Origin of the sequence: Actinomyces oris (assembly GCF_001937445.1) — a bacterium.
GTDB classification, from domain to species: Bacteria; Actinomycetota; Actinomycetes; order Actinomycetales; family Actinomycetaceae; genus Actinomyces; species Actinomyces acetigenes.
Genome location: NZ_MSKS01000011.1, coordinates 1 through 24346, shown reverse-complemented (window position 1 = coordinate 24346; position 24346 = coordinate 1). Strand labels below are relative to the sequence as shown.

The 24346-nt window shown below is 69.7% G+C and carries 22 protein-coding genes and 1 tRNA gene; 13 read left to right on the top strand and 10 right to left on the bottom strand.

Annotation, left to right across the window (positions count from 1 at the left end; translation table 11 throughout):
* Nucleotides 1-102 precede the first annotated feature (102 nt).
* Both BKH20_RS14540 and BKH20_RS13930 read right to left on the bottom strand, forming a co-directional pair.
* On the bottom strand, nucleotides 103-2292 hold the full coding sequence (locus tag BKH20_RS14540) for a hypothetical protein (protein WP_256693022.1): 2190 nt from the start codon (nucleotides 2290-2292) through the stop codon (nucleotides 103-105).
* An 85-nt stretch (nucleotides 2293-2377) separates the two neighbouring features.
* Nucleotides 2378-2599 carry a hypothetical protein gene (locus BKH20_RS13930; RefSeq protein ID WP_075392632.1) on the bottom strand — a complete coding sequence of 74 codons (222 nt, stop codon included), beginning with the start codon at nucleotides 2597-2599 and terminating at the stop codon, nucleotides 2378-2380.
* On the opposite strand from BKH20_RS13930, the gene dhaK reads away from it, so the two are divergent.
* The 3 genes from dhaK to dhaM all read left to right on the top strand — a co-directional run bounded on the left by dhaK (nucleotide 2598) and on the right by dhaM (nucleotide 4772).
* Nucleotides 2598-3623 carry a dihydroxyacetone kinase subunit DhaK gene (gene dhaK, locus BKH20_RS03680; RefSeq protein WP_075389976.1) on the top strand — a complete coding sequence of 342 codons (1026 nt, stop codon included), beginning with the start codon at nucleotides 2598-2600 and terminating at the stop codon, nucleotides 3621-3623. The genes BKH20_RS13930 and dhaK overlap by 2 nt on opposite strands.
* Nucleotides 3624-3690: 67 nt before the next feature.
* Complete coding sequence (dhaL, locus tag BKH20_RS03675; RefSeq protein ID WP_075389975.1) at nucleotides 3691-4350, top strand: dihydroxyacetone kinase subunit DhaL; 660 nt, start codon at nucleotides 3691-3693, stop codon at nucleotides 4348-4350.
* Nucleotides 4347-4772 carry a dihydroxyacetone kinase phosphoryl donor subunit DhaM gene (dhaM, locus tag BKH20_RS03670; RefSeq protein ID WP_075389974.1) on the top strand — a complete coding sequence of 142 codons (426 nt, stop codon included), beginning with the start codon at nucleotides 4347-4349 and terminating at the stop codon, nucleotides 4770-4772. Before dhaL ends, dhaM begins: the two co-directional genes overlap by 4 nt.
* A gap of 840 nt (nucleotides 4773-5612) precedes the next feature.
* On the opposite strand, the gene BKH20_RS03665 is transcribed toward dhaM, so the two are convergent.
* Both BKH20_RS03665 and BKH20_RS03660 read right to left on the bottom strand, forming a co-directional pair.
* A complete protein-coding gene (locus BKH20_RS03665; protein ID WP_075373694.1) occupies nucleotides 5613-6281 on the bottom strand; it encodes a potassium channel family protein in 669 nt (222 codons plus the stop codon).
* A gap of 40 nt (nucleotides 6282-6321) precedes the next feature.
* Nucleotides 6322-7917, bottom strand: coding sequence for an MFS transporter (locus tag BKH20_RS03660; protein ID WP_075389973.1), 1596 nt, complete (start codon nucleotides 7915-7917; stop codon nucleotides 6322-6324).
* Between the two features lie 122 nt (nucleotides 7918-8039).
* Between BKH20_RS03660 and BKH20_RS03655 the strand changes: the two genes are divergently transcribed.
* Nucleotides 8040-8750: a TetR/AcrR family transcriptional regulator gene (locus BKH20_RS03655; protein WP_075389972.1), complete on the top strand. Its 711-nt coding sequence runs from the start codon at nucleotides 8040-8042 to the stop codon at nucleotides 8748-8750.
* 62 nt (nucleotides 8751-8812) lie between these two features.
* Here BKH20_RS03655 and BKH20_RS03650 read toward each other — a convergent pair whose 3' ends face one another.
* On the bottom strand, nucleotides 8813-10435 hold the full coding sequence (locus BKH20_RS03650; protein WP_075389971.1) for a TrkH family potassium uptake protein: 1623 nt from the start codon (nucleotides 10433-10435) through the stop codon (nucleotides 8813-8815).
* 277 nt (nucleotides 10436-10712) lie between these two features.
* Here BKH20_RS03650 and BKH20_RS03645 point away from each other — a divergent pair, with 277 nt between their 5' ends.
* The 3 genes from BKH20_RS03645 to BKH20_RS03635 all read left to right on the top strand — a co-directional run bounded on the left by BKH20_RS03645 (nucleotide 10713) and on the right by BKH20_RS03635 (nucleotide 12599).
* The gene (locus BKH20_RS03645; RefSeq protein ID WP_003789249.1) at nucleotides 10713-10955 is read left to right on the top strand and encodes a helix-turn-helix domain-containing protein; all 243 of its coding nucleotides are present in this window, start codon (nucleotides 10713-10715) and stop codon (nucleotides 10953-10955) included.
* A gap of 146 nt (nucleotides 10956-11101) precedes the next feature.
* On the top strand, nucleotides 11102-11200 hold the full coding sequence (locus tag BKH20_RS03640; protein WP_003792170.1) for a 30S ribosomal protein bS22: 99 nt from the start codon (nucleotides 11102-11104) through the stop codon (nucleotides 11198-11200).
* A 103-nt stretch (nucleotides 11201-11303) separates the two neighbouring features.
* Nucleotides 11304-12599, top strand: coding sequence for a UDP-N-acetylmuramate dehydrogenase (locus BKH20_RS03635; RefSeq protein ID WP_075389970.1), 1296 nt, complete (start codon nucleotides 11304-11306; stop codon nucleotides 12597-12599).
* Nucleotides 12600-12918: 319 nt separating this feature from the next.
* Here BKH20_RS03635 and BKH20_RS03630 read toward each other — a convergent pair whose 3' ends face one another.
* A complete protein-coding gene (locus BKH20_RS03630; protein WP_075389969.1) occupies nucleotides 12919-14004 on the bottom strand; it encodes an adenosine deaminase in 1086 nt (361 codons plus the stop codon).
* Nucleotides 14005-14186: 182 nt separating this feature from the next.
* A complete protein-coding gene (locus BKH20_RS03625) occupies nucleotides 14187-15026 on the bottom strand; it encodes a hypothetical protein (RefSeq protein ID WP_256693021.1) in 840 nt (279 codons plus the stop codon).
* Between the two features lie 475 nt (nucleotides 15027-15501).
* Here BKH20_RS03625 and BKH20_RS03620 point away from each other — a divergent pair, with 475 nt between their 5' ends.
* Nucleotides 15502-16749 (top strand): phosphotransferase, encoded by a 1248-nt coding sequence (locus tag BKH20_RS03620; RefSeq protein ID WP_060956678.1) that lies wholly within the window; start codon nucleotides 15502-15504, stop codon nucleotides 16747-16749.
* A gap of 91 nt (nucleotides 16750-16840) precedes the next feature.
* Here the strand turns inward: BKH20_RS03620 and BKH20_RS14535 are convergent, their stop codons facing one another.
* Both BKH20_RS14535 and BKH20_RS03610 read right to left on the bottom strand, forming a co-directional pair.
* Nucleotides 16841-17911, bottom strand: a complete 1071-nt coding sequence (locus BKH20_RS14535) for a serine/arginine repetitive matrix protein 1 (RefSeq protein WP_256693020.1) — start codon at nucleotides 17909-17911, stop codon at nucleotides 16841-16843.
* Between the two features lie 167 nt (nucleotides 17912-18078).
* Nucleotides 18079-19293 (bottom strand): pyridoxal phosphate-dependent aminotransferase, encoded by a 1215-nt coding sequence (locus BKH20_RS03610; protein WP_075389967.1) that lies wholly within the window; start codon nucleotides 19291-19293, stop codon nucleotides 18079-18081.
* Between the two features lie 188 nt (nucleotides 19294-19481).
* On the opposite strand from BKH20_RS03610, the gene BKH20_RS03605 reads away from it, so the two are divergent.
* The 5 genes from BKH20_RS03605 (at nucleotide 19482) to rplA (ending at nucleotide 22322) form a co-directional block, all read left to right on the top strand.
* Nucleotides 19482-19554 (top strand) — tRNA-Trp (locus BKH20_RS03605).
* Between the two features lie 96 nt (nucleotides 19555-19650).
* Entirely contained in the window at nucleotides 19651-19887 is a 237-nt protein-coding gene (gene secE / locus BKH20_RS03600) for a preprotein translocase subunit SecE (protein WP_070662944.1), read from the top strand.
* 135 nt (nucleotides 19888-20022) lie between these two features.
* Entirely contained in the window at nucleotides 20023-20844 is an 822-nt protein-coding gene (nusG, locus tag BKH20_RS03595) for a transcription termination/antitermination protein NusG (protein WP_081381582.1), read from the top strand.
* Between the two features lie 259 nt (nucleotides 20845-21103).
* Nucleotides 21104-21535 carry a 50S ribosomal protein L11 gene (gene rplK, locus BKH20_RS03590; protein ID WP_003789267.1) on the top strand — a complete coding sequence of 144 codons (432 nt, stop codon included), beginning with the start codon at nucleotides 21104-21106 and terminating at the stop codon, nucleotides 21533-21535.
* Between the two features lie 97 nt (nucleotides 21536-21632).
* Nucleotides 21633-22322, top strand: a complete 690-nt coding sequence (gene rplA, locus BKH20_RS03585) for a 50S ribosomal protein L1 (protein WP_009405977.1) — start codon at nucleotides 21633-21635, stop codon at nucleotides 22320-22322.
* Nucleotides 22323-22623: 301 nt separating this feature from the next.
* On the opposite strand, the gene BKH20_RS03580 is transcribed toward rplA, so the two are convergent.
* A complete protein-coding gene (locus BKH20_RS03580; RefSeq protein WP_075389965.1) occupies nucleotides 22624-24312 on the bottom strand; it encodes an OmpA family protein in 1689 nt (562 codons plus the stop codon).
* Between the last annotated feature and the right edge of the window lie 34 nt (nucleotides 24313-24346).

Here is a 24346-nt window from a genome sequence, read left to right as displayed (position 1 = left end):
AGCTCCCTTCCGCGCAGGCCCCTCGGCCTGCGACACCTGGATTCTGCCACGCGGGCCGGGAGGTGAAGCCGTGTTTGGGTGGGAAGAACAATCCGGTTGGACTCAGGCGCCGCGGGCTTGTGGCAGCCGACCGGAGTCCTGTAGGGACGGCGCAGTCGAGGACCAGGACGTCGCCGTCGGGATGGCCGTCGCAGCAGAGGGGTTGGTGGGAATGGTCATGGTCTCCTGCATGGCCGGATCGACCTCTTGATCAGAGTCGGCCGGGGCGGCTGTGCGCGCAGTGCCGGCAGCGCTGTCAGTGCTGCTAGCCATGACCGCTGCCGCTCGGTGAGCTCCGACGGCGTCGGCGGGCACGGCTCCGGCAGCAGCCACTGCGGAGGACTGGTCAGCATGCTGGGACGCAGTGAGGATGGGCGGGCCGGACGGGTCGGGTACGGGACGGTCGGCGCCTCCCGGCGCTTCCGCGGGTGCCTGGGGCGCGCCCTGAGGCGGGAGGAGTCCGTAGCCGGACGCCCCCGTCGGGCCTGCGGCCGTGGCCGAGCCCGCAGTGGCGGGCACCACCGGGGACGGCTGGGGGCCTGTGGCCACCGCGACGGTCTGCACGGACACCGCCGCGGCCCTCACCGGTGACACGTCCTGGCGTGCGGGCGGCGGGCCCGCCTGGGCGAGGGCGTGCTCGGGGTGCGGCTGGGCCGGCTGGGGCCTGGCCGGTGCAGCGCTGGTGGACGCAGCCGCTGCGGCCAGTGACGCGGGCGCCTCGGTGGCGTGGCGCCCGGCCGGCGTCTCGGAGGGGATCGAGGCGAGGACCGGTTCGGTCTCCACGGTGTTGGCCGAGGCCGTCGATGCACCCGAGGTCGGAACCATGGAGGCGGACAGGGGCGATGCCGTCACTGTCCCCGAGACCGTCACCGCATCGGGAGCCGCGGCCGCCTGCATGGATGAACCGGTCAGGGCGGCCTGGGCGCGTCGACGCCGGGAGATGCGGCTGGGGGTCGGATCCTCGAAGACTCCTCTGCTCGCCTGGGGGGCCCGGTGACTCGTCGGGCCCGCCGGGGACTGCTGGGACTGGCCCTCACGTGCCGAGGTCTCCCGGGGCGGTGCCGGCTGGGCGCCGGCGGTCTGTGACAGGGCCTCGGCCAGTGAGGCGGTGGACGGCCCCGAGGGCGCGTCGGGCTGCAGCTCCCCAGGGAGCGCGGCAGCCGCCGTGTCCGACGGCTGCGCGCCGCCGGGCCGCTCGCCCAGGGCGGCGGCCAACGAGGATGGCTCGGGCACCGGCGTGTGCGAGGGGACGGTGACCGTCGTCGTCGCGGCTACTGCTGGCGCCGCCGGCCGGACCGGCTCGGGAACAGCCATGGGGCCCGCCGCTGCTGCGCGCCCGCCCCGGCGCCCGGGGGTAAGCGGCGGCCACACGACATCGGCGTCGGACAGGACAGTGGTGGCCTGCCCGGAAGGCACCGCCAAGGCCTTCCGTTCCAACCGGCTGCGCGCCCCCCGCGAGCGCCGCCGGGGCTCTGAGCCAGAGGCGCCGGGACCGCCCGCAGCGGGCACGGCTCCAGCGGCCCCACTGGCCCCGGCGGGGGAGGCGGGACTCGGGTAGTCGGCGAACTTGACGATGTGGTCGAGGTCGTAGTGGGTCGGGTCCTGCCCGGCGTTGCGCAGCACGTCCTCCAGGGGGCTGAGCAGGGCCAGCCGGAAGGCGGGGTCGACGCAGCGGGCGTTGACGGCGCCCCAGATCTGGTCGGCGGTCAAGGACTCCTCGGAGGAGCCCAGGTCGTTGCGGATCGCGGTGACCAGGTCCGACTCCAGGCGCGCGTAGGCCATGGCGTAGGCGCTGGGCCACGGGGCCTCGGGCCGCTGGGTGCGCAGGAGGGCGAAGTTGCGCATGGCGCGCAGCACCTCGTCCGAGCCGCCCACCAGGGCCCCCACCCGCAGGCGGTCCAGCGCCTCGTTCTTCATCGTCCCGGTGCCCTCGGGGCCCAGCAGGTGCTTGGAGTCCTCGACGACCTCGCGCAGGAAGACCCGGTAGGCGGCGACGCTGTCGGGGGTCGTGCGCTCCTTGGTCATCGAGCGCAGCCGCTCGGCGGCGTGACGTGCCGCCAGACGGGCCGAGCTGGCCTCGGACTGGACCTCGTTGATCCGCGAGATGCTCGCCCGGGAGATCCGTGAGGCCTCCTTAAGGGCCAGGTCCGCATGCGCCGTCGAGCGCCGGGCGGCGAAGACGGCGGCAACGGCGACCAGGACGGAGACACCGGCTGCGATAGTGGCCACGACGGCGACGACGGACAGATCCATACCCCTATCCTGCCCGTAATCGACTCAGTGGTGCCGCGAAAAAAGGACCTCCCCAGATAGTCCCCAGAATCTCTGCGGGTGACGCTCAGGCCAGGTGGTGGCCGCGCTCACGTTGAGGAAGATGGGAGGCGGTGCCGACGGGGCGGTGCATCGGCAGGCCCCGTCTCCGGGAGATGCCCGCCCCGGGCGCTGGGGCGCGCATTCGCTCCTGCGTGACCACCCTGGGCTGCACCGATGTGCACGGGGCGAGGTCCTCGGTGCCTGAGGCGCCCCATGCGGGCCCGTGGCGCGGTAGCGTCAGCGCCATGAAGAAACTCATCAACGCCGTTGACAACGTGGTCACGGACGCCCTGCGGGGCATGGCCGCGGCCCACCCCCACGAGCTCGCCGTCGACCTCGACCAGCACATCGTCTACCGCCGCCAGCCCAAGGAGCAGGGCAAGGTCGCCATCATCTCCGGGGGAGGCAGCGGGCACGAGCCCCTCCACGGCGGCTTCGTGGGCACCGGCATGCTCGACGCCGCCTGCGCCGGCGAGATCTTCACCTCCCCGGTGCCCGACCAGATGGTGGCCGCCACCAGCGCCGTCGACCGCGGAGCCGGCGTGCTGCACATCGTCAAGAACTACACCGGCGACGTCATGAACTTCGAGATGGCCGCCGAGATCGTCGGCGCAGAGTCCGGCATCCAGGTCGCCAGCGTCGTCACCAACGACGACGTCGCCGTCGAGGACTCCCTCTACACCGCCGGACGCCGCGGCGTGGGCGTGACCGTCATGGTGGAGAAGATCGCAGGCGCCGCCGCCGAGCAGGGGCGTCCGCTGGACGAGGTCGCCAGTATCGCAGCGCGCGTCAACGCCTCCGGCAGGTCCATGGGCATGGCCCTGACCTCCTGCACCGTCCCGGCCAACGGCAAGCCCTCCTTCGACCTGCCCGACGACGAGATGGAGATCGGCATCGGCATCCACGGCGAGCCCGGACGCCACCGCGAGAAGGTTGCCCCCGCCGCCGAGATCGCCGAGCGTCTCGTCACCCCCGTCCTGGCTGAGCTCACCGCGCTTACCGAGCTGGAGGGTGCCGGCGCCGACGAGGGCGTCATCGCCATGGTCAACGGCATGGGCGCCACCCCGCTGCTCGAGCTCTACCTCATGTACGGCGAGATCGCCCGCCTCCTCCAGGGCGCCGGGATCACCGTGGCCCGTAACCTCGTGGGCAACTACATCACCAGCCTCGACATGGCCGGCTGCTCCCTGACCCTGGTGCGCGCCGACGCCGAGCTGCTGAGCCTGTGGGACGCCCCAGTCAACACGCCCGGCCTGCGCTGGGGCGTGTGAGGACCTGGCACAATCGGGGTGCCCGGATCGCGTGCGGGCACCCCAAGAAGACTGAAGGAGAAGCGACATGACCGCAGACGCGGGAGCCCTGAGCCACTCGCTGAGCGTGGCGGACCTGGCGACCTGGGTGCGCCACAGCGCGGCGCTCATCGCCGAGCACGCCGAGGAGCTCACCGAGCTGGACGCCGCCATCGGTGACGCCGACCACGGTACCAACATGAAGCGCGGCCTGGCCGCCGCCGCCGAGGCGGTGCAGTCCGGTAGCTTCGCCAGTGCCGACGCCCTGCTCAAGAAGGTCGGCACCACCCTGGTCTCCACCGTCGGGGGCGCCTCCGGCCCCCTGTACGGCACCTTCTTCCTGCGTGCCGGGGGCGCCGTCGTCGGCCTGGAGGCGCTCGACGCCCAGGCGCTCGCGGGCGCCCTGGAGGCAGGGGTCGGCGGTATCGCCGCGCGGGGGCGCGCCACCACGGGGGAGAAGACCATGCTCGACGCCTGGAGCCCGGCCCTGGAGGCCCTGCGCGCCCATCCCGGCGACCTCGCCGCCGGTGTCGCGGCCGCCGCGCGGGCCGCAGCCGAGGGGCGCGAGGCCACCAAGCCCATGGTGGCCACCAAGGGACGGGCCTCCTACCTGGGGGAGCGCTCGGTGGGGCACATCGACCCCGGTGCTGCCTCCACCGTCCTGCTGCTGACGGCCCTCGACGACGTCGTGGCCGGGAGGGCGTCGTGAGTCCGGTGAGTGTTGGCATCGTCCTGGTCTCCCACTCCCGTGCCCTGGCCGAGGCCGCCGAAGACCTGGCGCGCCGGCTCATCGTGGCCGTCGACGTGCCGGTCGAGACGGCTGCGGGCCTGGCCGACGGCGGGCTGGGCACCGACCCCGGGGCCGTCGTCGAGGCAGTGGAGCGCCTGACCGAGCGCTGTGAGGGCGTCCTGGTCCTGGCCGACCTGGGCAGCGGGATCATGAGCGCCGAGATGGCCCTGGAGATGCTCGATCCGGCCCTGGCGGAGCGGACGCGCCTGTCGGCGGCGCCCTTCATCGAGGGGCTGCTCGGCGCCTACGGCGCCGCCGGGATCGGTAAGGATCTTCAGACCGTGGCCACTGAGGCCGACGGCGCCGCCGAGGCCAAGCGCTCCCAGGTGGCCGCCTTCTGACGTGCCTCTGGCTGTGTTGTCTCATGACTTCTGAGAGTTTCGGATGTCATGACATCTGAGACACTGGTGGGGTGGGTCTGCCGGAGGGGAGAGCTGCTGCTTGGGCCTGTCGGAGGGGGCCGGCCCGGTGACTGTGGTGGCTGCCGGTGTCGTCTGGATGTACTGCACGAGGGTGGGGTGCTGCTGGAGGAGGGGTGGGGGTACTTCGGGTGGGTGGGGCCTTCGTGCAGTACGCACAACCCGTGTTCAGTGGATCCCGACCCTCGTGGAGTAGACCGACTCGGGGCAGGAGCGGGGCGGAGCCGGTTCGGTGCGGGCGGGGTCGGCGTTGAACCATGGCCTGCGGGCCTTCGCGCGGGCACCGGATAGAGCTCGATGTTTGAGGTCATGACGTTGGTGACGTGTGATGGGCCCCAGGTGGCGGGGGCTGGGTGCGGCAGACGACGCTGGGTCGGAGGCAGCCGTGGCGGTGGTTCCACACCGCGGCAGCGCCGGGCTGTGCCACCGAGAACCCCGGACTCGCTCCTGCGAGGCCTGGTGTCCACAGCGCTGACATGAACGAGCCTGCCGCCAATGTTCCCAGCGGGGATCGTTGGAATACTGCGGTTCTTCCTCGGTGCGCAGCACCGATGCAGGGTTGATGTCAGCGCTGTGGACACCCACACCCCGTCATGCCCCGCCTTGAGGCCACCCTCACCTCCAGGACCACCAGTACGCCCCCGGGTTCCCGTCCGAGCGAGTGTCTCAGAAGTCATGACACTCACATGTCTCACAAGTGAGGAGACAGCACATGACGTGCCTCTGACGAGGGCCGTTGCGTCGGGGGGCCGCCCGGCCGGCTCACGCGCGGTTGGCGAAGCGCTCCAGAAGGGCGGCGTCCCCGCCGACGACGAGCACGTCCTCGGCCGAGACCAGAGTGTCGGGGGTGGCGTACTCGAAGGGCTCGCCCGGGCTCATGAGGCCGAAGACCGTGATCCCGTAGCGCGAGCGCACCTTGGACTGGCCGATGGTGAAGCCGTGCAGTTCCGTGGGCGGACGCATCTTGACGATGGTGAAACCGCCCTTCTCCATCTCGATGTAGTCGAGCATGCGACCCGACACGAGGTGGGCGGCGCGCTGCCCGGCGTCGAACTCGGGGTAGACGACGTGCTGGGCGCCGATACGGCGCAGGATGCGGCCGTGGGCACGGGAGATGGCCTTGGCCCAGATCTGGGGGGTCTCCAGGTCCACGAGGTTACCGGTGATGAGGACGGAGGCCTCCAGGGAGGTCGCCACCCCCACGACCGCGGTGCCGAACTCGGTGGCGCCCAGCTGCTCGAGGGCCTCCACGTCCGTGGCGTCGGCCTCCACCAGGGGGATACGGCCGGTCCACTGGCGCACGATCGCGGGATTGGCCTCCACGGCCAGCACCTCGCGTCCCAACCGGTCCAGGGTGGCGGCCACGGCCGAGCCGAAGCGCCCCAGCCCGATGACGAGCGTGGAGTCGGTGCGCGAGAGCGGGGCAGGCATGAGGTCTCCTGAGGTCGGCCGCGGAACAGTGACTCCTACGCTACCGCGTGCGGCGACGTCGGATGCTCAGGCCGATCCCGCAGACCACCAGGACCGTCGCCGCCCCGGCCAGGATCCAGGCCATCATCGTGAAGCCGCCGGAGTAGGCCTCGATCTGCGCCCGGTCGATGAGCTGGGCCTTGAGGGTCTCGACGATCTGCTTGCCCGCGGGCGACTGCGGCAGGGCCTGGGCCCGCATCATCGCCTCCATGGCTGCCACCTTGACCCCAGCGGCATGATCGGTCACGTAGTCCTCGGCGTGCTGGGTGGCGTAGGAGGTCATGAGCGCCACCCCGAAGGACCCGCCGATCTGCTGGGCGGCGCTCAGGATCGCCGAGGCCAGTCCGGTCCGCTTGGCATCCACTCCGCGAGTGCCGGAGTTGAAGGTGACCGGCATCGTCAGTCCCAGGCCCATCCCGAAGGCGATGAGGCCGGGCAGCGCCACCTGCTCGTAAGTCGATTCCGTGGTCATGCGCGAGAAGATGAGGAAGGATCCCGTCAATACCGCCAGCCCCAGCGGCAGGGTGCCGCGCGCCCCGAGCCTGGGCACGATGACGCGCCCGGCCGGGATCGCGGTGGCGATCAGCGCAAGGACCATCGGGAGGAAGACGACCCCGCTCTTGAAGGGCGAGTAGCCGAAGTGGTTCTGCATGTAGTAGGTCAGGTAGATGATCGCCCCCATCTGGGCGGCGCCGGCGACGAACTGCGTGGCGTAGGAGGCTGCGCGCACGGGCAGTGCCATCATCGACAGGGGCAGCACCGGGCGGCTCGCGAAGCGCTCGCGGACCACGAACAGCACCGCGGCGATGCCGCCGAGTGCCAGCCAGCTGACGGTGGACGTGGATGTCCAGGAGGTCTGCTGGGCCCGGTCGAGCCCGTAGACGGCGCTGAAGCAGGCCCCGCATCCCAGGACCAGGCCGGTCAGGTCGTCAGTGATGCGTGAGCCGCGGTCGCGCTGGTCGGCCGGTGGGAGGCTGCGCTGCCCGATGAGCAGGGAGGCGCCGGCCAGGAGAATGTTGATGTAGAGGGCCCAGCGCCAGCTGAACCAGTCGGTCAGCGCCCCGCCGACGAGCAGTCCGACGGCCGCTCCCAGGCCGCCAGTGGCGCCGAAGATCGCGAAGACCCGCTCGCGCTCACTGCGCTCGGTGAAGGTCACGTTGAGCAGTGACTGCGAGGTGGGGGCCAGCAGGGCGCCGAAGCAGCCCTGGGCCACGCGGGCCACCAGCAGGATGGGGAAGGTGGTCGCCATTCCGGCTGCGAGGCTGGCGATCCCGAATCCGATCAGACCGACCTGGTAGGAGCGGCGGATGCCGACCACGGCGCAGAGCCTTCCCCCGAAGAGCACGAGGCCGCCGAAGGCCAGGCTGTAGCCGGTGACCGTCCACGGGCTCTGGGACACGGTCATTCCCAGGTCCTCCTGCATGTGCGGCAGGGCGATGGCGATGATCGTCAGATCCAGGACGATCATCAGCTGGGTGAGGACGGCGCTGACCATGACCGCGCGGCGATTGGGATGCCGTGCAGTCACGGGGGTCTGCTCCTGCGTCTCCTGTGCCGGTTCGGTCTGTCTGAGAGTGGATGTCGCTGTGAGTGTCATCGCGGACCTCCATATCAAAACTGTCGTTTTCGTTTTCGTTTGGGAGTCTAGGCTTCCCTGCGATGTCTAGTCAACAACGATCGTTTCGATTTGCGGTGTCTCGGGTCACCTATGCTGGGGGCATGCCACGAGTGAGCGCCGCCTACCGGGAGCGTCAGTCCGGCCGCATCCTGCAGGCCGCCGAGGAGTGCTTCGCCCGCAACGGCTTCCAGGCCACCTCCATGGACGAGGTCATCGCAACGGCCGGGATGTCGTCGTCGACCGTGTATCGCTACTTCCCCGAGGGCAAGTGCTCGCTCATACGCGAGGTCCTGATTCGGCGGATGGGGCCGCTCGTCGAGCGGATCAAGCAGCTCGCCGAGTCCGAGGCACTGCCGGACTTCAAGCAGGGATTCATCGAGACGCTCGTCCTGCTCAACTACGAGCGCGACGACATTGAGCAGCACGCCGGCGAGGCCGACTCCGCCTCGCGGGGGGCCTCCGCTGGGCGAGGCGAGGTTCACAAGGACGCTGACGACGTCGGACTGAGTGCCTGGGCGCCACTGGCCTACCACGCCTGGGGTGAGCTGACTCGTGATCCCGAGATGCGCGTCATGGTCCAGGAGAACTACCAGGACATCCGCAGCGGCCTCATCCGCCTGTGCCGCAACGGACAGAGGGTGGGGACGATCTCCTGCCGCCTGAGTCCCGAGCAGCTGGCCTCCCTCATCCAGAGCGTCTCCTTCGGACTCATCGTTGAGCAGCTCATCACCGGCCGCGCAGATGTGGAGAGTGCGGCCGCGACCCTCGGGCACCTGCTCGCCCCGGACGAGCCGGGATCCGAGGGGAGCTGATCGTCCCCGCTGGTGTCTGCGGGCTCTCGGGTGAGCAGGTGCGGACAACGGGGTGACGGGCGCTAGCCGATCATCGGGCTGGCCTCGGGCATTCGGATGACGCGGCGCCGCTCGCGCAGCGCCAGGGCGCTGGCCGCCGTCATCGTGCCCACACGGCCGACGAACATGAGCGCCACGATGACGTACTTGGCCCCGTCCGGCAGGGAGGGCGTGATGCCCGTGGACAGGCCCACGGTCGCGAAGGCGCTGATGACCTCGAAGAGGATCCGGTCCAGGGACAGGTTGGTCATCTGCAGGAGCAGGAGCGTGGCCAGTCCGATGATGCTGGATCCGATGAAGGCCACCGCCACGCTCAGGCGCACGGTCGAGGGGGTGATGCGCCGTCCGAAGGCCTCGATGTCCTGGTCGCCGCGGGCCTCGGCGAGGATCGCCAGCAGCAGGACCGCGAAGGTCGTCACCTTGATGCCGCCGGCCGTCGAGGCCGAGCCGCCCCCGACGAACATGAGGGCGTCCTGGAGGAACCAGGTCGCCTCGTGCATGTGCTCGGGCGGGATCGTGGACAGTCCCGAGGAGCGGGCGTTGACGCCGTTGATCAGAGCGGTCATGATCTTCCCGCTCGTGGGCAGGGAGCCGTAGGTGAGCGGGTTGTTCCACTCGAAGGTGGCGATGGCGAGGGTCGAGGCGACCGTGAGGGCCAGGTAGGTCGTCAGGGTGAGCTTGGTGTGCAGGCTCCATGTGCGGGGGTGGCGGCGTCGGCCCATGATGTCCAGGATGACGGGGAATCCGACGGCGCCCATGAAGGTCCCCAGGATGATCGGCAGGCCGATCCACCAGTCGGTGGAGTAGGCCGCCAGTCCCTCGGGCATGATGACGAAGCCGGCGTTGTTGAAGATCGACAGCGCCATGAAGAACGCGTACCACAGGGCGTGGCCCACATCGAGACCGTGACTGAGGAAGCGGGGCAGCAGTATGAGGATGAGGAGGAGCTCGCAGCCGGTGGCTGTGTAGATGACGGCGCGCAGCAGCCGGCCCACCTCGCCCAGGCGCGACTGGTTCTCCGAGGTCGCCAGCATCCGCTGGGTCAGTCCTACGTGCCGGGACACCGCCAGGGACAGCAGTGAGGCCAGGGTCATGACGCCCAGCCCGCCCACGGCCGCGGCCAGGATGATGACGACGTGCCCGAAGGTGGACCAGTAGGTCGCCGTGTCCACCGTGCTCAGGCCGGTGACGCACACCGCCGAGGTGGCGGTGAACAGGGCGTCGAGGAAGTCGGAATGCTTTCCGCTCGCCGTGGCGATCGGGAGGCTGAGCAGAAGCGTGACCACCATGATGATGGCCGCGAAGACGGTGACAGCCAGCCGGGCCGGGTAGAAGCGGGCGGCCCGTGCGATCTGGCTGAGTGGCTCGATGTGCCTGAGCAGGCGGCGCAGCCCGGTGGGCTCCGTGCCCGGCAGCGGGGGGAGGGGTGACGGCTCCTCGAGGGGGCCGGCTCCCTGTCCGGTGGCCGGGTGCTTCTTGCGCCGCTTCCACGGGCGGCCGACGACGCCCACGAGCGGGGCGTGCCAGTGGGCCTGACGGCGCCTGCCGGCCTGGGAGGAGCCATGCTCCCCGGCCGGCTCCTCGCTGCGGGGTTCGCGGCCGGGCTCCGGCTCCTGGGCGGTGTCTGTCTGGGGCACGGTCGCCATTGTGGTCCCGCTGGTGCGACTTCGCCACGTCTGCCAGCGTTGTGAGCCGGGCGTGTTCGGGCGGAGGCGGTGCCCGGGACTCGGTGCTCGCCGCAGTGGCGGCCGAGCTCTGAGGTGGATCAGTGAGGTTGCGACAGCGACCATTGGTGTCCGAGTGTGAAATGCGACGCCTGTGGCGAATGGTGCCCGAGAAACCCTGTGCGAAGGCTGGTGCGGAGATATATTGGCGGTGTTCCTGCCCCGACGGGGCCACCCGCGACGAACGGACCTCAAGCTCATGGCACCGGGCCTTCCCACATCCCCCAGCGCCTCCGGCGCCCCCTCGTTCCTCACCGTGGCTGAGGTGGCGGCGATGCTGCGCGTGTCCAAGATGACCGTCTACCGGATGGTGCACTCCGGCGACCTGCCTGCGATGCAGGTCGGGCGCTCTTTCCGCGTCCCTGAGCGCGCCGTTCACGACTACCTGTCTGCGGGGCTGGGTGACTGGGGCCACGACGCGTCAGAGGCATCAGGGTCCTAGGAGCCGCTACACTCAGGCGGTCACCTGCGTGGTCGGCCGCTGAGCCTCACGCGCCGACCAACCGCCCCATGGCATAACCCTCGCCGGCCTGCCTCGGCCCGCAGGGAGGGTCTGCGGGCACTAGAAGCGAACTGCGAGGAGATCTCATGGGATCCGTCATCAAGAAGCGCCGCAAGCGCATGGCCAAGAAGAAGCACCGCAAGCTGCTTCGCAAGACGCGTCACCAGCGTCGCAACAAGAAGTGAGACGAGCGGCCCGTCCGCGTCTCGGGGCTCCGTGCACACCGCTGGTGTGAGCGGGGCCCTGCTTGTCTCACGAGGAACTGATCAGGAAGAGCGGAGACCTTCGTTGACCACCACCCCAGATGATCGCACCCCTGCTGAAGCCCCGGCAGCGCCGTCAGCGCCGTCGACCGAGCCGCAGTTGGTGGAAAGCGACTGCACCGTCCCACTGAGCGTCGACGTCGACCCGTCCGCCTGGCCCGCACCCGTCCAGGCCCTGGCGCACACGCCCGGCTCCGGCGCCCGGCCGACCACTCTGGCCGAGCTGACCACGCTTCGTGTGGGCGGCCCGGTGGGCAGCTACGTCGAGGCCACCACGCAGAGCGAGCTGACCGAGGCGATCCGCGAGGCCGACGCCGCCGAAACGCCCGTCCTCGTCATCGGCGGCGGCTCCAACATCATGGCCTCCGATGCCGGCTTCGACGGGCTCGTCATCCGGGACGCCCGCGCCGAGGTCTCACTCGTCTCGGACTCGGTGTGCGGCGGCGTTGAGGTCACTGCCACCGCCGGCACCACCTGGGACGACCTGGTGCGCGAGGCCATCGCCAGCCAGTGGGCCGGGTTCGCGCCCCTGTCCGGGATCCCCGGCACGGTGGGTGCCGCCCCCGTGCAGAACATCGGGGCCTACGGCGCCGAGGTCGCCGAGCTCATCGCCAGCGTGCGCGCCTGGGACCGACTGCGCAACCGGGTGGTCTGGCTGGCCCTGGGCGAGCTGAGGCTGGCCTACCGGGACTCGCGCCTCAAGCAGTCCCTCTCCGACACCGAGGTGGGCGGCGGACGCCTGTGGGGGCCGACCGGACGCTGGGTGGTCCTCGACGCCACCTTCGCCGTGCGGCAGGGCTCCCTGTCCTCCCGGATCGCCTACTCCCAGCTGGCCGGGACGCTCGGTGTCGAGCTGGGCGAGCGCGTGCCCGAGCACGAGCTGCGCGAGGCGGTCCTCGAGCTGCGCCGCTCCAAGGGGATGGTGCTGGACGGCACCGACCATGACACCTGGTCGGCCGGATCCTTCTTCACCAACCCGATCCTGACCACGGCCGAGGCTGAGCACCTGCCCGAGGAAGCGCCCCGCTTCCCGGTCACCGACCACTCGCAGGTGGTGCTCGGCACCAAGGCGGCCCCCGTCATTGAGGGGCTGGTCAAGACCAGCGCCGCCTGGCTCATTGACCACGCGGGCTTCACCAAGGGCTTCGCCGTGGAGGCCGGCGCCCCGGCCGGACTGTCCACCAAGCACGTTCTGGCGCTGACCAACCGGGGCGGCGCGACCGGAACGGATCTGGCGCGGCTGCGTGACGCGGTGGTGGCCGGGGTGCGTGAGCGCTACGGCGTCACCCTCGTGCCCGAGCCCGTCCAGGTCGGCTTCTAGGCCGTCACTCCAGAGCCGCGTCGGCCCCGGGGTGACCGGGGTGGACCTGGCGCGGCTGCGTGACGTGGTGGTGGCCGGGGTGCGTGAGCGCTACGGCGTTACCCTCGTGCCCGAGCCCGTCCAGGTCGGCATTTAGGTTGCCTGTCCAAAGCCCCGGCAGCCCCGGTAAGTGTCAGTGCGTCCCGGGGCGCGTCGCGCGAAGACGCGGTTCGCGGCGGATGCCCCTGGTCCTGGGCGGCGGGCACTGCCCGCGGGCCGGGCTGCGTCAGCGCGTAGAGGCGCCCCGCGTTCGGCCAATGCTCGCAGCCGGTTCTAGCCCCTAGCGCGCAACCGCGCGAGACTCGAGGTCGCTGGTCTCCGGACCGTCGGGCTGTGCTCCCGGAACCTGGTCGGGTGCCGCCAGCCAGGCGTCCACCTCGGCCAGCCAGGCCCGCTTCGCCGTCGGTGAGGCCAGGCAGGCGCGGATCGACCCGCGGGCCAGCTCGGCCAGCTCGGCGTCGTCGCAGCCCAGGGCCCGGGCGATCTCGTACTGGTCGACGAGCCGGGACTGGAAGAGCAGGGGGTCGTCAGCACTCAGGGCGATCTGCGCCCCATGGCTCATGAGCGTACGCAGGGGGACGTCGTCGGGGCTGTGATAGACGCCCAGGCTCACGTTGGAGGCGGGGCAGACCTCAAGGCTGATGCCGGAGGCGACGATCGCATCCAGTAGGGCGGGGTCCTCACCGGCGCGTACCCCGTGGCCCAGGCGTGTGGGACTGAGTGCGGAGACGACCTCGCGCAGGTGGTCGGGCCCTAAGAGCTCCCCTCCGTGCGGCATGGAGGCCAGGCCGCCCCGGCGGGCGATGGCGAAGGCTCGCTCCCAGGAGGAGGTCTGCCCGGCGCGCTCATCGTTGGACAGGCCGAAGCCGATCACCTCGCCCGGCTGATCCCCGGCGTAGCGCACTGCCAGGCGCGCGAGCGTGCGGGCGTCCAACGGGTGACGCATCCGGGAGGCCGCTACGATGACCGCCACCTCCACTCCGCTCAAGGTCGTGGCCTGCTTGGCGGCATCAAGGATGATCTCCAGGGCGGGGGTGATCCCGCCGACGAAAGGGGCGTAGCTGGTCGGGTCGACCTGGATCTCCAAGCGGCGCGAGCCCTCGGCGGCGTCATCCAGGGCGGCCTCCAGGACGATGCGGCGCATGACCTCCTCCGTGCGCACCAGGGCCCGGGCCGTGTCGTAGGCGCGCTGGAAGCGGAACCAGCCGCGCCGGTCGGCGGGGACTCGTAGGGGGTCGCCGTCCAGGAAGTTCGAGGGCAGGCGCGTGCGCGCGCTGGAGGCCAGCTCGATGAGGGTCTCCAGGCGCATCGACCCCGTGAAGTGCAGGTGCAGGTGCGCCTTGGGAAGGGTGGCGAGGTCTCGCATGGGTGGATTCTTCCACGCGTTCGCACCTCACCGGCAGCTCTCCCACGCGAGGCGGGAGCGGGAGGCGCCGAAATGTCACGATTGGCGACTTTTCCGGCGGGCTCCGACAAGCTGTGACAGGAGGGAAGGCTTGGACCTGCGCAGATAGGGGTAGGGGCCCGGTGAACCCTTCCCGCCTCCATCTAAAAGTCGCCAGGAGTGACATCTGGGTGGATTCCGAGACGACGCGCCACCGGGGAGACGATCCGCACCGTCTCCCGATCCAGTACCTGGTTGCTGGTGAGGCGCAGCGGGGCGAGACCGCGCGCGAGAGCGGCCTGATCGCGCAGGTGGTCGCACTGCCAGTCCGGGCGGGAGGAGTGGTAGGTGTAGCCGTCGGTCTCGATGAGCAATGCAGGGCAAGCCGCTGCGGTGAGGACATGCGTGCCATCCGCCGGTCCGGGAACGATCGCCTTGGGCCTCCGGCTGAGAACCAGGTCCACCTCGCCGACCCCGTCCACGCTCACCGCCGCGACGGGGCGGTACCCGGCCTGCTTCAGGTCGTAGCGGGCGATCGTCTCCAGCAGGGAGCGAGCCCCCGGACGGGCCTGGGAGAGCAGGGAGCGCAGCGGTGCGTTGCGCAGGCCAGGCAAGGCGGATGCCAGCTGCGCGCGGGTCGTGTATCCCAGGCGCAGGGCCGCATCGAGTGCGATGAGGGCATCGAGCTCATCGGCGCAGCGCATGTAGCAGATGAGGGCCTGCTCGACCTGCGCCACTGGTGGCTGGGTGTCCTCGGAGAGCGACAGCCCCCTGACGCGGTGGACCACCGTGCGGCCGATCGCATCGGGAACGCGGCTGCGCTGCGCCGAGATGGCGACATGGAGAACACCGGGTGATGTCCTCATCGGGATGCCGTAGTGCTTCATCGCGTGTCCACAGCTCACCACGCCTCCCAGTCGGCGGCAGGTGATGACGAAGGCCTTGGCCGACGGCAGGGCCACGACGTGACCGGGGTGGGAGGTCAGCGCCTTCTCAGACAGCATGCGTGCCACCGTTCTGCGCTCTGATCGGGTCAGGCTCAGCGACGAGAGTCGGGCTGCGCCGTTCCTGGCCAGTAGCCGGGCGCGTACATCGCTGCGGCAGGCATCATCAAACATATTTAAATCATGTCAAACAGCGTTTCGAGGTGAAAGGCGTGAACCGGCGCTGTGGATAACTTCGGGCTTGCCTCGGTGTTGTCAGCGCCGTCGGTGTCACGATTGGCGACTTTTCCGGCAGGCGCGGCAGCCTGTGTCAGGAGAGGAAGGCGCGGATCTGCACAGATAGGGGAGAGAGGCCCGGTCACACCCGCCTTGCTCCACCTAAAAGTCGCCAGGAGTGACAGATCTGTGCACCTGCACGTACTCGACCTCGGTCGCCCAGTGCATCGCCCCGGGGGCAGGTGGGCTTCCGCTGTTGTCGAACACCGGGGGTCGTTTTGGAGGCGAACCACCAGGTGGGTGGGGCAGACTAACCGCTATGAACCACTCGTCGGCGTCCCAGGAGCCCGAGGAGGTGGCCCTGCTGACGGGGCCGCGTGCCGCGTCCGTGCTCTCCGCCGCCCTCGCCCCGGCTGGCCAGCGTCTGGCCAGCTGGGAGGTCCACTCAGTCCACCATCGCCCCGGAGCAGGGGTGTCCGTGGGGTACACGGCCGTTGTCGTCGCACCCAACGGGCGTTCCACCACCGAGTACCTGTGTGCCACGACGGCTCGCCTGTCCAACCCGCACGCACCGGGACTGACCCGGGTGGCCCCCACCGGCGGGGACGGCCCCGCGGTCCACGTGTGGCGCCACCCGGCCGACCCCGAGCTTCCCGGCCTGGTAGTTGCCTGCACGCCCTCGCTGCTCTCGGCCCGGATCGGCACGCAGGTCAAGGCCACGATGGTCGCCTACCGGCCCACCCGTCGAGCGGTCGTGCGCGCCACCTTCCCGGATGAGACCACCGCCTACGCCAAGGTCCTGCGCCCGAGCCAGGCTCCGTCCTTCGCCCAGCGCCACCGCCTGCTGACGGCCTCAGGCGTGCCCGCGCCCGAGGTCCTGCGGGAGGACCCCGATGGGCTCGTCCTGCTGTCCACGGGTCGAGGAGTGGCCCTGTCCGGTCTGCTGTCCCAGGGTATGAGCGTCTCGCGCAGCGAACGCGTCTTCAACGGCCTCATCTCGCTGCTGGACGCCCTGCCGGCCAGCGCCATGCAGCTGCCGGCGCACGCCGCCTGGTCGGAACGGGCCCGCCACTACGCGCACGCCGCCGCCACGGTCCTGCCCGAGCACGCCGCCCGCGCCCGGGCCGTGGCCGAGGGGGTCGAGCAGCTCATGGCCGCCTCCGACGCCGGCCGACCGGTCCCGGTCCACGGCGATTTCTACGAGGCTAATGTCCTCATGGAGGGCGAGTCGGTCACCAGCCTGCTCGACGTGGACTCCCTGGGGCCCGGCTACCGGGTCGACGACCTGGCCTGCCTGCTGGGGCACGTCAGCGTGCTGGACCACCTGGCGCCCGCCTCCTACCCGAAGCTGCGTCCCATCCTGGAGACCTGGACCCGCATGGCCGAGCAGCAGGTGGATCCGGTCTCCCTGCGTGCGCGCTGCGCTGGCGTGGTCCTGTCCCTGGTGGCCGGTGCCCGCCGCGAGGACGGCGGCCCGTGGCGCCCCGACGCCGAGGGCCGCCTGGCCCGCGCCGAGACCTGGCTGGCGCAGGGCCGCGAGATCCAGGCCCGCCGCGGCGCCCACTGAAGCCCGCCGATCGCACGCCGAGCCGGGCATTTTTCGCGGCGCCCTACAGAATTTCTGTGGGGCGCCGCGAAAAATGCCCGGCTCGGGGCACTCAGAATCTGACGTGCGACTCCCTGGAGATGGTGAAACCGCGGCCGGTGATCGTGTTCCAGCAGGTCATCCCCTTGGACTGTGAGGTGCAGGCGTAGTCGGAGAACGTCGTGGTCTCTCCGTACTGCAGCGTGTGGAAGGTGTCCCCAGGCTGTCCCAGGTACTCCTCTCCGCAGCGGACCTCGGTGCGACCAGCGAGGGCCACGATGGAGAACTCCCGGTTGGGGCAGTCCTGCATCCCGGAGGAGGTGTAGCTCCGTTCCAGGATTGAGCAGCCCACCCCCTCCTCGTAAAGGATGCAGGAGATGTTCTTCGACGGGGTGTCCACGTACTGGTAGGAGAAGGTCTTGGCTGATGGGGGAAGAGTCGGTCCCTTGTCGGGTAGCGGTGTTGCTTCGGCCTCGGTGGCGTCTGCGGTCGGTTGGGCGGTCTGCCCCGCCGATGTTCCTGCCGTCTGGGTGGGGACCGGTGCGGTGGAAGCGGCGGAAGCCGCTTCCGTTCCCGACTGTCGATCCCGTTTCGCCAGCAGCATCCCGGCGAAGGTTCCGGCGGCGGCGACGGCCAGGACCAGGGTGGTGACCAGGGCGGCTATCAGCCCGGTGCGGGACCCAGTGCGGGAGGCCGGCCGGGGCTCGGATGGTTCGACGGGCGATGTCTGAGCAGGTGCCGGTGTGGCTGCCAGCGTCGGCATGGCCGGTAAGGTCTTGAGGACCTCCGTGCGAGGATCTGCCTGCACTGTCGCTCTCACAGGAGCCCCGGTGTGCGGTGAGGCGGCGTGCGGCGAGATGCTGTAGTCGGTTGTCGTGATCGAGGGCAGGGCCGCGGTCTCGGCCGTCCTGAGGTGAGTCGAGTCGGACGCTGTCGCCGCGCTCACCGGGGTTGCGGGTGAAACCTGAGACAAGTTGCCCAAGCCCATCTGGAGAATCTGCTCGCGCAGCACCGCGGGAAGCGCTGGATTGGCGGCGACGACCGGTCGCAGATCTGGAAATGCCTTGGCTAGGTACTCCAGCACCTCAGGCTCGGTACTGGGATCGGTGGCGCGACGTTCATCGTCGGGAGTGTGAGCTGGCACGAATCGGATGATAGGTCCCTGAAGGATACGGAATGCCCGTCCGCAACCACATTGGTATCAAACGCCGAGCCGGGCATTTTTCGCGGCGCCCTACAGAATTTCTGTGGGGCTACGCGAGAAATGCCCGGCTCGGTGGAGGAGGCGGAGGAGAGACGGAGCCTCAGGCGCTACTCGACCTCGGCCAGCAGCTTCTGGACCCGACCCACGCCCTCGACCAGGTCGTCATCGCCCAGCGCGTAGGACAGTCGCACAAAGCCCGAGGGGCCGAAGGCCTCACCGGGAACGACGGCGACCTCAGCGTGCTCGAGGATGAGTGCAGCCAGCGTGGCCGAGCTGTCGATCGTGGTACCGCGCAGCGTGCGCCCCACGAGTCCCTCGATGCTGGGGTAGGCGTAGAAGGCGCCGCGGGGCACGGGCACGGTCAGCCCCTCGATCTGCGAGAGCATCTTCACCATGGTGCGCCGGCGCCGGTCGAAGGCAGTGCGCATCTGCTCGACGGCGGTCAGGTCACCGCTGACGGCCGCCAGCGCCGCGCGCTGCGAGACGTTGGCGACGTTGGAGGTCAGGTGCGACTGGAAGTTCGTGGCCGCCTTGATGACGTCGCTGGGGGCGATCATCCAGCCCACGCGCCAGCCGGTCATGGCGTAGGTCTTGGCCACGCCGTTGAGGACGATCGTCTGGTCGGCCAGCTCGGGAACCAGCTTGACGACGTGCGCGGCCTGGGCGCCGTCATAGAGGAGGTGCTCGTAGATCTCATCGGTGATGACCCAGATGCCGTGCTCCAGGGCCCACCGGCCGACGGCGGTGAGCTCCTCGGGCGTGTAGACCGAGCCGGTCGGGTTCGACGGCGAGCACAGCAGCAGCACCTTGGTGCGCTCGGTGCGTGCGGCCTCGAGCTGGTCGACGCTGACCTTGTAGTCCTGGTCGGCACCGGCGAAGACCTCGACCGTGGTGCCCCCGGCCAGGGCGATGGCCTCGGGGTAGGTGGTCCAGTAGGGCGCGGGCAGCAGAACCTCGTCGCCGGGGTCGACGAGTGCGGCGAAGGCCTGGAAGACGGCCTGCTTGCCGCCGTTGGTGACCAGGATGTCGTCGGGGGAGACCTCGTAGCCGGAGTCGCGCAGCGTCTTGCCGGCGATGGCCTCGCGCAGGACCGGCAGACCCTTGGCTGGGGAGTACTTGTGGTTGACCGGGTCCTTCGCGGCGGCGACGGCGGCCTCAACGATGTAGTCGGGCGTGGGGAAGTCGGGCTCTCCGGCGCCGAATCCGATGACGGGGCGGCCGGCGGCCTTGAGGGCCTTGGCCTTGGCGTCGACGGCCAGGGTGGCGGAGGGGGCGATGGCGGACAGGCGGGCGGAAACGCGGTGCGTGGGTGCAGGTGTCACCCGACTATGGTCCCACGGCCTGCAAGGCCTGCACGTCTGAAAACATGTCTGATCCGTCAGCGATGGCACCGGGGCTCCTCCGGAACCGCGGCAGGGCGGCAACGCCCCGGATGGCCCCGGCGTGGCGCACCCCACGGCCAGTGGTTACCGCAAAGGCCTTCTCGTATGGCAAACTAGAGCACCGCTGAAGGGCAGTGGCGCAATCGGTAGCGCACCGGTCTCCAAAACCGGCGGTTGTGGGTTCGAGTCCCGCCTGCCCTGCTGAGAACGGCGGATCTGTCGGGAGATCCCGTCGGTTTCGTCTTCTCCCCGCTGTGCGGGAACTGACCTGACCGTCGACCCTGAGGACCCAGATTCATGAGCGAGAGCGCACGCGCTGCGACAGGCAAGTCGGCCACGAAGCGCGGCTTGTTCGGGCGCATCGCCCTGTTCATCCGCCAGGTCATTGACGAGCTGCGCAAGGTCGTCTGGCCCACCATGAACGAGCTGTGGACCTACTTCACAGTGGTGGTCGTCTTCATCATCGCCATCATGGCCTTCACCGGGGTGCTGGACTTCGCCTTCAACCGAGCCGTCATGTGGCTCTTCGCCTGACCTCCCGGCTTCCGCGGCCGCGCCCTCACCGGGGATGCGCGGTTGCGCCCCTGACCATGTCTACTCCCGACGCCGCTGCTGCTCGCGCGGCCTGTCGCATCCGCTCGTCTCACGCCACTGGAAAGCAGGTACACCATGTCTGAGGATGTCTCCTCGCAGACCACCCCCGACGACGTCGAGGCCCTCGCCTCGCTCGCGGCCGACGACGCCGGTGACGCCGTCGAGCCGGTTGAGGCCGCCCAGGCCGATGCGACCGACGCCGCCGCTGAGCCGGCCGTGCCGGCCGAGGAGGCGCCCGTCGTCGACCCGCTGGCCGAGTTCCGCCGCCAGATGTCGGCCCTGCCTGGGCAGTGGTACGTGCTGCACACCTACTCCGGTTACGAGCGCCGCGTGGCCGCCGACATCATGGCCCGCGCCGAGAACTTCGAGGTCGAGGACTACATCTTCGACGCCACCGTCCCCATGGAGACGGTCATCGAGATCAAGAACGGCAACAAGAAGAAGGAAGTCTCCCGGGTGCGCATTCCCGGCTACGTGTTCGTGCGCATGGACCTGGATGACCCGGAGACCTCGGACAAGGTGTGGCGCACCATCAAGGACACCCCGGCCGTCACCGGCTTCGTGGGGGACCGCTACAACCCGGTGCCGCTGACCTTCGAGGAGGCCGTCGCCCAGCTCGGCCCCACGCCCGAGGAGATCGCCGCCAAGGAGGCCGCTGCCGCGGAGGCCACGGCCCCCGAGTCCGGTTCCGGCACCCAGATCACCACCGGCGGGCAGGTCTTCGAAGTCGCCTTCGAGGTCGGCGAGTCCGTCATCGTCACCGACGGCCCCTTCGAGTCCCTGCCGGCGACGATCGCCGAGATCCACCCCGAGACCCAGAAGCTCCAGGTGCTCATCTCCCTGTTCGGTCGCGACACCCCGGCCGAGCTCTCCTTCACCCAGGTCGCCAAGATCTGAGGCGGGCCTGAGGACAGGCCCCGTCAGCCGGTGTGGCCCGACGACGCGGAACAGCGTCGTCGGGCCACAATCGTCCGGGTCGCACGAGCGGCCACGGTGCGGGAGCCGTGAATCACAGGCCGATGTCCTGTGATACCGCGCACCGGGCGCCCTGCTCGGCCCGGCAGCGGGCTACGATGAGCGCTTGTGTGTGCGCATGCACCCACGGCTGCACGGCAGGCGTGCAGCACATCCGGACAAGTAAGAAGGACCCATTCCTATGGCCCCCAAGAAGAAGGTCGCCGGGCTGATCAAGCTCCAGATCCAGGCCGGCCAGGCCAACCCCGCTCCGCCGATCGGCCCCGCCCTGGGTGCCCACGGCGTCAACATCATGGAGTTCTGCAAGGCGTACAACGCGGCGACCGAGTCGCAGCGCGGCAACGTCATCCCCGTGGAGATCACCGTCTACGAGGACCGCTCCTTCACCTTCATCACCAAGACCCCGCCGGCCGCCGAGCTCATTAAGAAGGCTGCGGGCGTCCCCAAGGGCTCTGCCACCCCCCACACCGTGAAGGTGGCCTCCCTGACCCAGGCTCAGGTGCGTGAGATCGCCGAGTCCAAGATGCCCGACCTCAACGCCAACGACATCGAGGCCGCCGCCAAGATCATCGCCGGCACCGCCCGCTCCATGGGCATCACCGTCGAGGCCTGAGGCACTCGCCGGCCCACCGGCTCTCTCAACTCAATCCCATACGAAACCGTGGAAGGGCCTCGCGCGGCCCGAACACCACGACTGCAAGGAGAAGCAGATGACCAAGCGCTCCAAGGCCTACCGCGCCGCGGCAGAGAAGATCCAGTCCGGAGTCCTCTACACCCCGGCCGAGGCCGTTCACCTGGCCAAGTCCACCTCGATCACCAAGTTCGACGCCACCGTGGACGTCGTCTTCCGCCTGGGGGTCGACCCCCGCAAGGCGGACCAGATGGTCCGCGGCACCGTGTCCCTGCCGCACGGTACCGGTAAGACCGCCCGCGTCGTCGTCTTCGCCCAGGGCGAGCGGGCCGAGCAGGCCCTCGCCGCCGGCGCGGACGAGGTCGGTGGCGACGAGCTCATCGAGAAGGTCGCCAAGGGCTACACGGACTTCGACGCCGCCGTGGCCACCCCGGACCTCATGGGCAAGGTCGGCCGCCTGGGCCGCGTCCTGGGCCCCCGTGGCCTCATGCCCAACCCCCGTACCGGCACCGTGACGATGGATGTGGCCAAGGCCGTCTCCGACATCAAGGGCGGCCGTATCGAGTTCCGCGTGGACCGCGCCTCCAACCTCCACTTCATCATCGGTAAGGCCTCCTTCACCGAGGAGCAGCTGACGGAGAACTTCCAGGCCGCCCTGGAGGAGGTCCTGCGCCTCAAGCCCTCGACCTCGAAGGGCCGCTACATCCTCAAGGCCACCATGACCACCACCATGGGCCCCGGCATCCCGATGGATGTCACCAAGGCCTGAGGCCGCTTTCTTCGCGACGGCGTCGGCCGTCTCCTCATGTGTGGGAGGCGGCCGACGCCGTTCTTCGCCTGCGGGTTGTCCGGGGAGTCCTGGGCCTGCCCGGGAACTCCCCGGGGACTGCACGAGCCCTCCACGGGGGCATCTGCCCATGGTCCGCGAGGTGCCGGGCTGACTACGGTGAAGCCGTCGGTGGAGCTTCCAGATGGCGGGGGAGTGGAGAAGCCGGTTGTCCCCGTCCTTGTCTCTCCCTCTCGCAAGGACGGGGACGACCTCTCCGCCTTGAAGTAGGCCCGGATGGGCCTCAGCTGTTCTTGACGGGGATGTCGGTGAGACGGAAGGCGAGGTCGGCGACTTCCTTCCTGGGTGCTGCGTGGTCGAGGGCGACAGTGTCGCCGCCGGGGTCGGGCCAGACGACGCAGACGGTGGTGGTGCCGGCCTTGATGAAGGGGCCGATTCCGAGCTCGGTGAGAGGGACGTGGGCCTTGAACTCCGCGTCGAGGTAGTCGGCGGGGTAGATGCGCTCGCCTCCGGCCAGGAGGGTCAACCCGTTGGAGGCGGTCCGGATAGCGTCGTTGCCGGCGGTCTCACCCCGAGAGCTGGTGAGGGGGGACTCATCGTCCTCGAGGAAGTTGTAGAGACCTGGGGTGGAGTCCGTCTTTGCGCTGATGGTGGTGTGGAGCTGTCCGAGGAGGTAGCCACCTTGGCGGGTGACGTGGTCGACGGTGACGGTGAGCTGGGCGCCACTGTCATGCTTGACGGTGACGCCTTCAGGGCACTTGGCGACCGGTCCCTTGGTCTCGGGCAAGGAACCGGTTCCGGTGGACGGGGTAGCGGTCTTGGTCGTGGTGCCGCCGGTGGGGGTCAGGGTGATCTCGACGCGTCGGTTGACGGCGCGGGCCTGGTCGGTCGTGTCGTTGATCTTTGGCTCGGACTCGCCCTTGCCGGACACGGATGTCTGCCACTTGTCGAGGTTGGTGAGCTGCTCGAGCCTGGTCTTGACGGCGTTGGCTCGCTTCTCGGACAGGGTCTGGTTGTAGGCGTCGTCCTGGACGTCGTCAGTGTGCCCCACAATCGTCAGCGTCCCACCCTCGGGATACTGACCGAGTTGGCCGGCGACGGTCTTGAGCTGGGCGTCGGCGGCAGGGGCCAGGTCGGCGGAGTCGGAGGCAAAGGTGACGTCTGATGCAAGCGTGACGGTGACCTTCTGATTGTCAGCCAGGGTGCTGGTGGAGTCATCCAGGGCCTGGGTGTAGCGCTCGATGGTGACTGGGGCCGCCAGCGCCTGGTCGGGCTTGGACTCGTCCCGGGAGTAGCTGATGACGTCATCGAAGGCCTTGTCGACGGCTTTGAAGTCGACGCCGGAGGCTGCTGCGGCACTGCTGTCGAGGACATTGACGGTGACGAAGCCGGCCTGGGGAACGAAGACGGTGACCTGCTTGGCGTCCACCGCCCCGAAGAGTACGAAGCAGCTGGTGGACTCACCCGGCTTGAGGGAGAGGTTGTTGTGGTTGTCCTTGGCCTTGTTTTCCACGCCGGTGGTGGCTACCCACACCCGGTTGGTGGACAGGTCCAGCAGGCGCACCCCACCTGCAGCCGGTTCATAGGTCCTGTTGCCGCCTTGACGTGCCAGCGGCCGAGCCGCCTCGAAGACGTTACTGCCGTGGTCGTTCAAGGAGTCTGAGACCTCCTTGACTGCGGCGTCGTCCTTGGCCCGAGTCAGCTTCATGGCCAGCACGGTGGTCTTGTCGTCGCGGCGCACCAGCGGCGAGACCTGGATCCCCAGGTGGTGCCCCATGACGTGAGCGTCGAGCTCCTGCCAGCCCTGCGGTGCCGCCGACGCCGCAGGGCTGGCCGTCCCTGACGCCCCACCTGCCGACGCCGAGGCCGAGTTGGCCTGACGCTTCGACCGCCAGGGAAGCTTGCACCCGGTCAGCAGCGGCAAGCCCACACCGGTCAGGATCGCACCAGACAGAAACACACGACGACGCATCACGATGGGTCCTTTCAGCTGTTCTTGATGGGGA

Bases quoted from the DNA above. Each gene is read 5' to 3' on its own strand.
- dhaL (WP_075389975.1), top strand. From the start codon at position 3,691: ATGACCGCAGACGCGGGAGCCCTGAGCCACTCGCTGAGCGTGGCGGAC.
- BKH20_RS03625 (WP_256693021.1), bottom strand. From the start codon at position 15,026: ATGCTGTCTGAGAAGGCGCTGACCTCCCACCCCGGTCACGTCGTGGCC.
- rplA (WP_009405977.1), top strand. From the start codon at position 21,633: ATGACCAAGCGCTCCAAGGCCTACCGCGCCGCGGCAGAGAAGATCCAG.
- BKH20_RS03665 (WP_075373694.1), bottom strand. From the start codon at position 6,281: ATGCCTGCCCCGCTCTCGCGCACCGACTCCACGCTCGTCATCGGGCTG.
- BKH20_RS14540 (WP_256693022.1), bottom strand. From the start codon at position 2,292: ATGGATCTGTCCGTCGTCGCCGTCGTGGCCACTATCGCAGCCGGTGTC.
- BKH20_RS13930 (WP_075392632.1), bottom strand. From the start codon at position 2,599: ATGGCGCTGACGCTACCGCGCCACGGGCCCGCATGGGGCGCCTCAGGC.
- rplK (WP_003789267.1), top strand. From the start codon at position 21,104: ATGGCCCCCAAGAAGAAGGTCGCCGGGCTGATCAAGCTCCAGATCCAG.
- dhaK (WP_075389976.1), top strand. From the start codon at position 2,598: ATGAAGAAACTCATCAACGCCGTTGACAACGTGGTCACGGACGCCCTG.
- BKH20_RS03655 (WP_075389972.1), top strand. From the start codon at position 8,040: ATGCCACGAGTGAGCGCCGCCTACCGGGAGCGTCAGTCCGGCCGCATC.
- secE (WP_070662944.1), top strand. From the start codon at position 19,651: ATGAGCGAGAGCGCACGCGCTGCGACAGGCAAGTCGGCCACGAAGCGC.
- BKH20_RS03620 (WP_060956678.1), top strand. From the start codon at position 15,502: ATGAACCACTCGTCGGCGTCCCAGGAGCCCGAGGAGGTGGCCCTGCTG.
- BKH20_RS03580 (WP_075389965.1), bottom strand. From the start codon at position 24,312: ATGCGTCGTCGTGTGTTTCTGTCTGGTGCGATCCTGACCGGTGTGGGC.
- BKH20_RS03660 (WP_075389973.1), bottom strand. From the start codon at position 7,917: ATGACACTCACAGCGACATCCACTCTCAGACAGACCGAACCGGCACAG.
- BKH20_RS03640 (WP_003792170.1), top strand. From the start codon at position 11,102: ATGGGATCCGTCATCAAGAAGCGCCGCAAGCGCATGGCCAAGAAGAAG.
- BKH20_RS03630 (WP_075389969.1), bottom strand. From the start codon at position 14,004: ATGCGAGACCTCGCCACCCTTCCCAAGGCGCACCTGCACCTGCACTTC.
- BKH20_RS03650 (WP_075389971.1), bottom strand. From the start codon at position 10,435: ATGGCGACCGTGCCCCAGACAGACACCGCCCAGGAGCCGGAGCCCGGC.
- nusG (WP_081381582.1), top strand. From the start codon at position 20,023: ATGTCTGAGGATGTCTCCTCGCAGACCACCCCCGACGACGTCGAGGCC.
- BKH20_RS03645 (WP_003789249.1), top strand. From the start codon at position 10,713: ATGGCACCGGGCCTTCCCACATCCCCCAGCGCCTCCGGCGCCCCCTCG.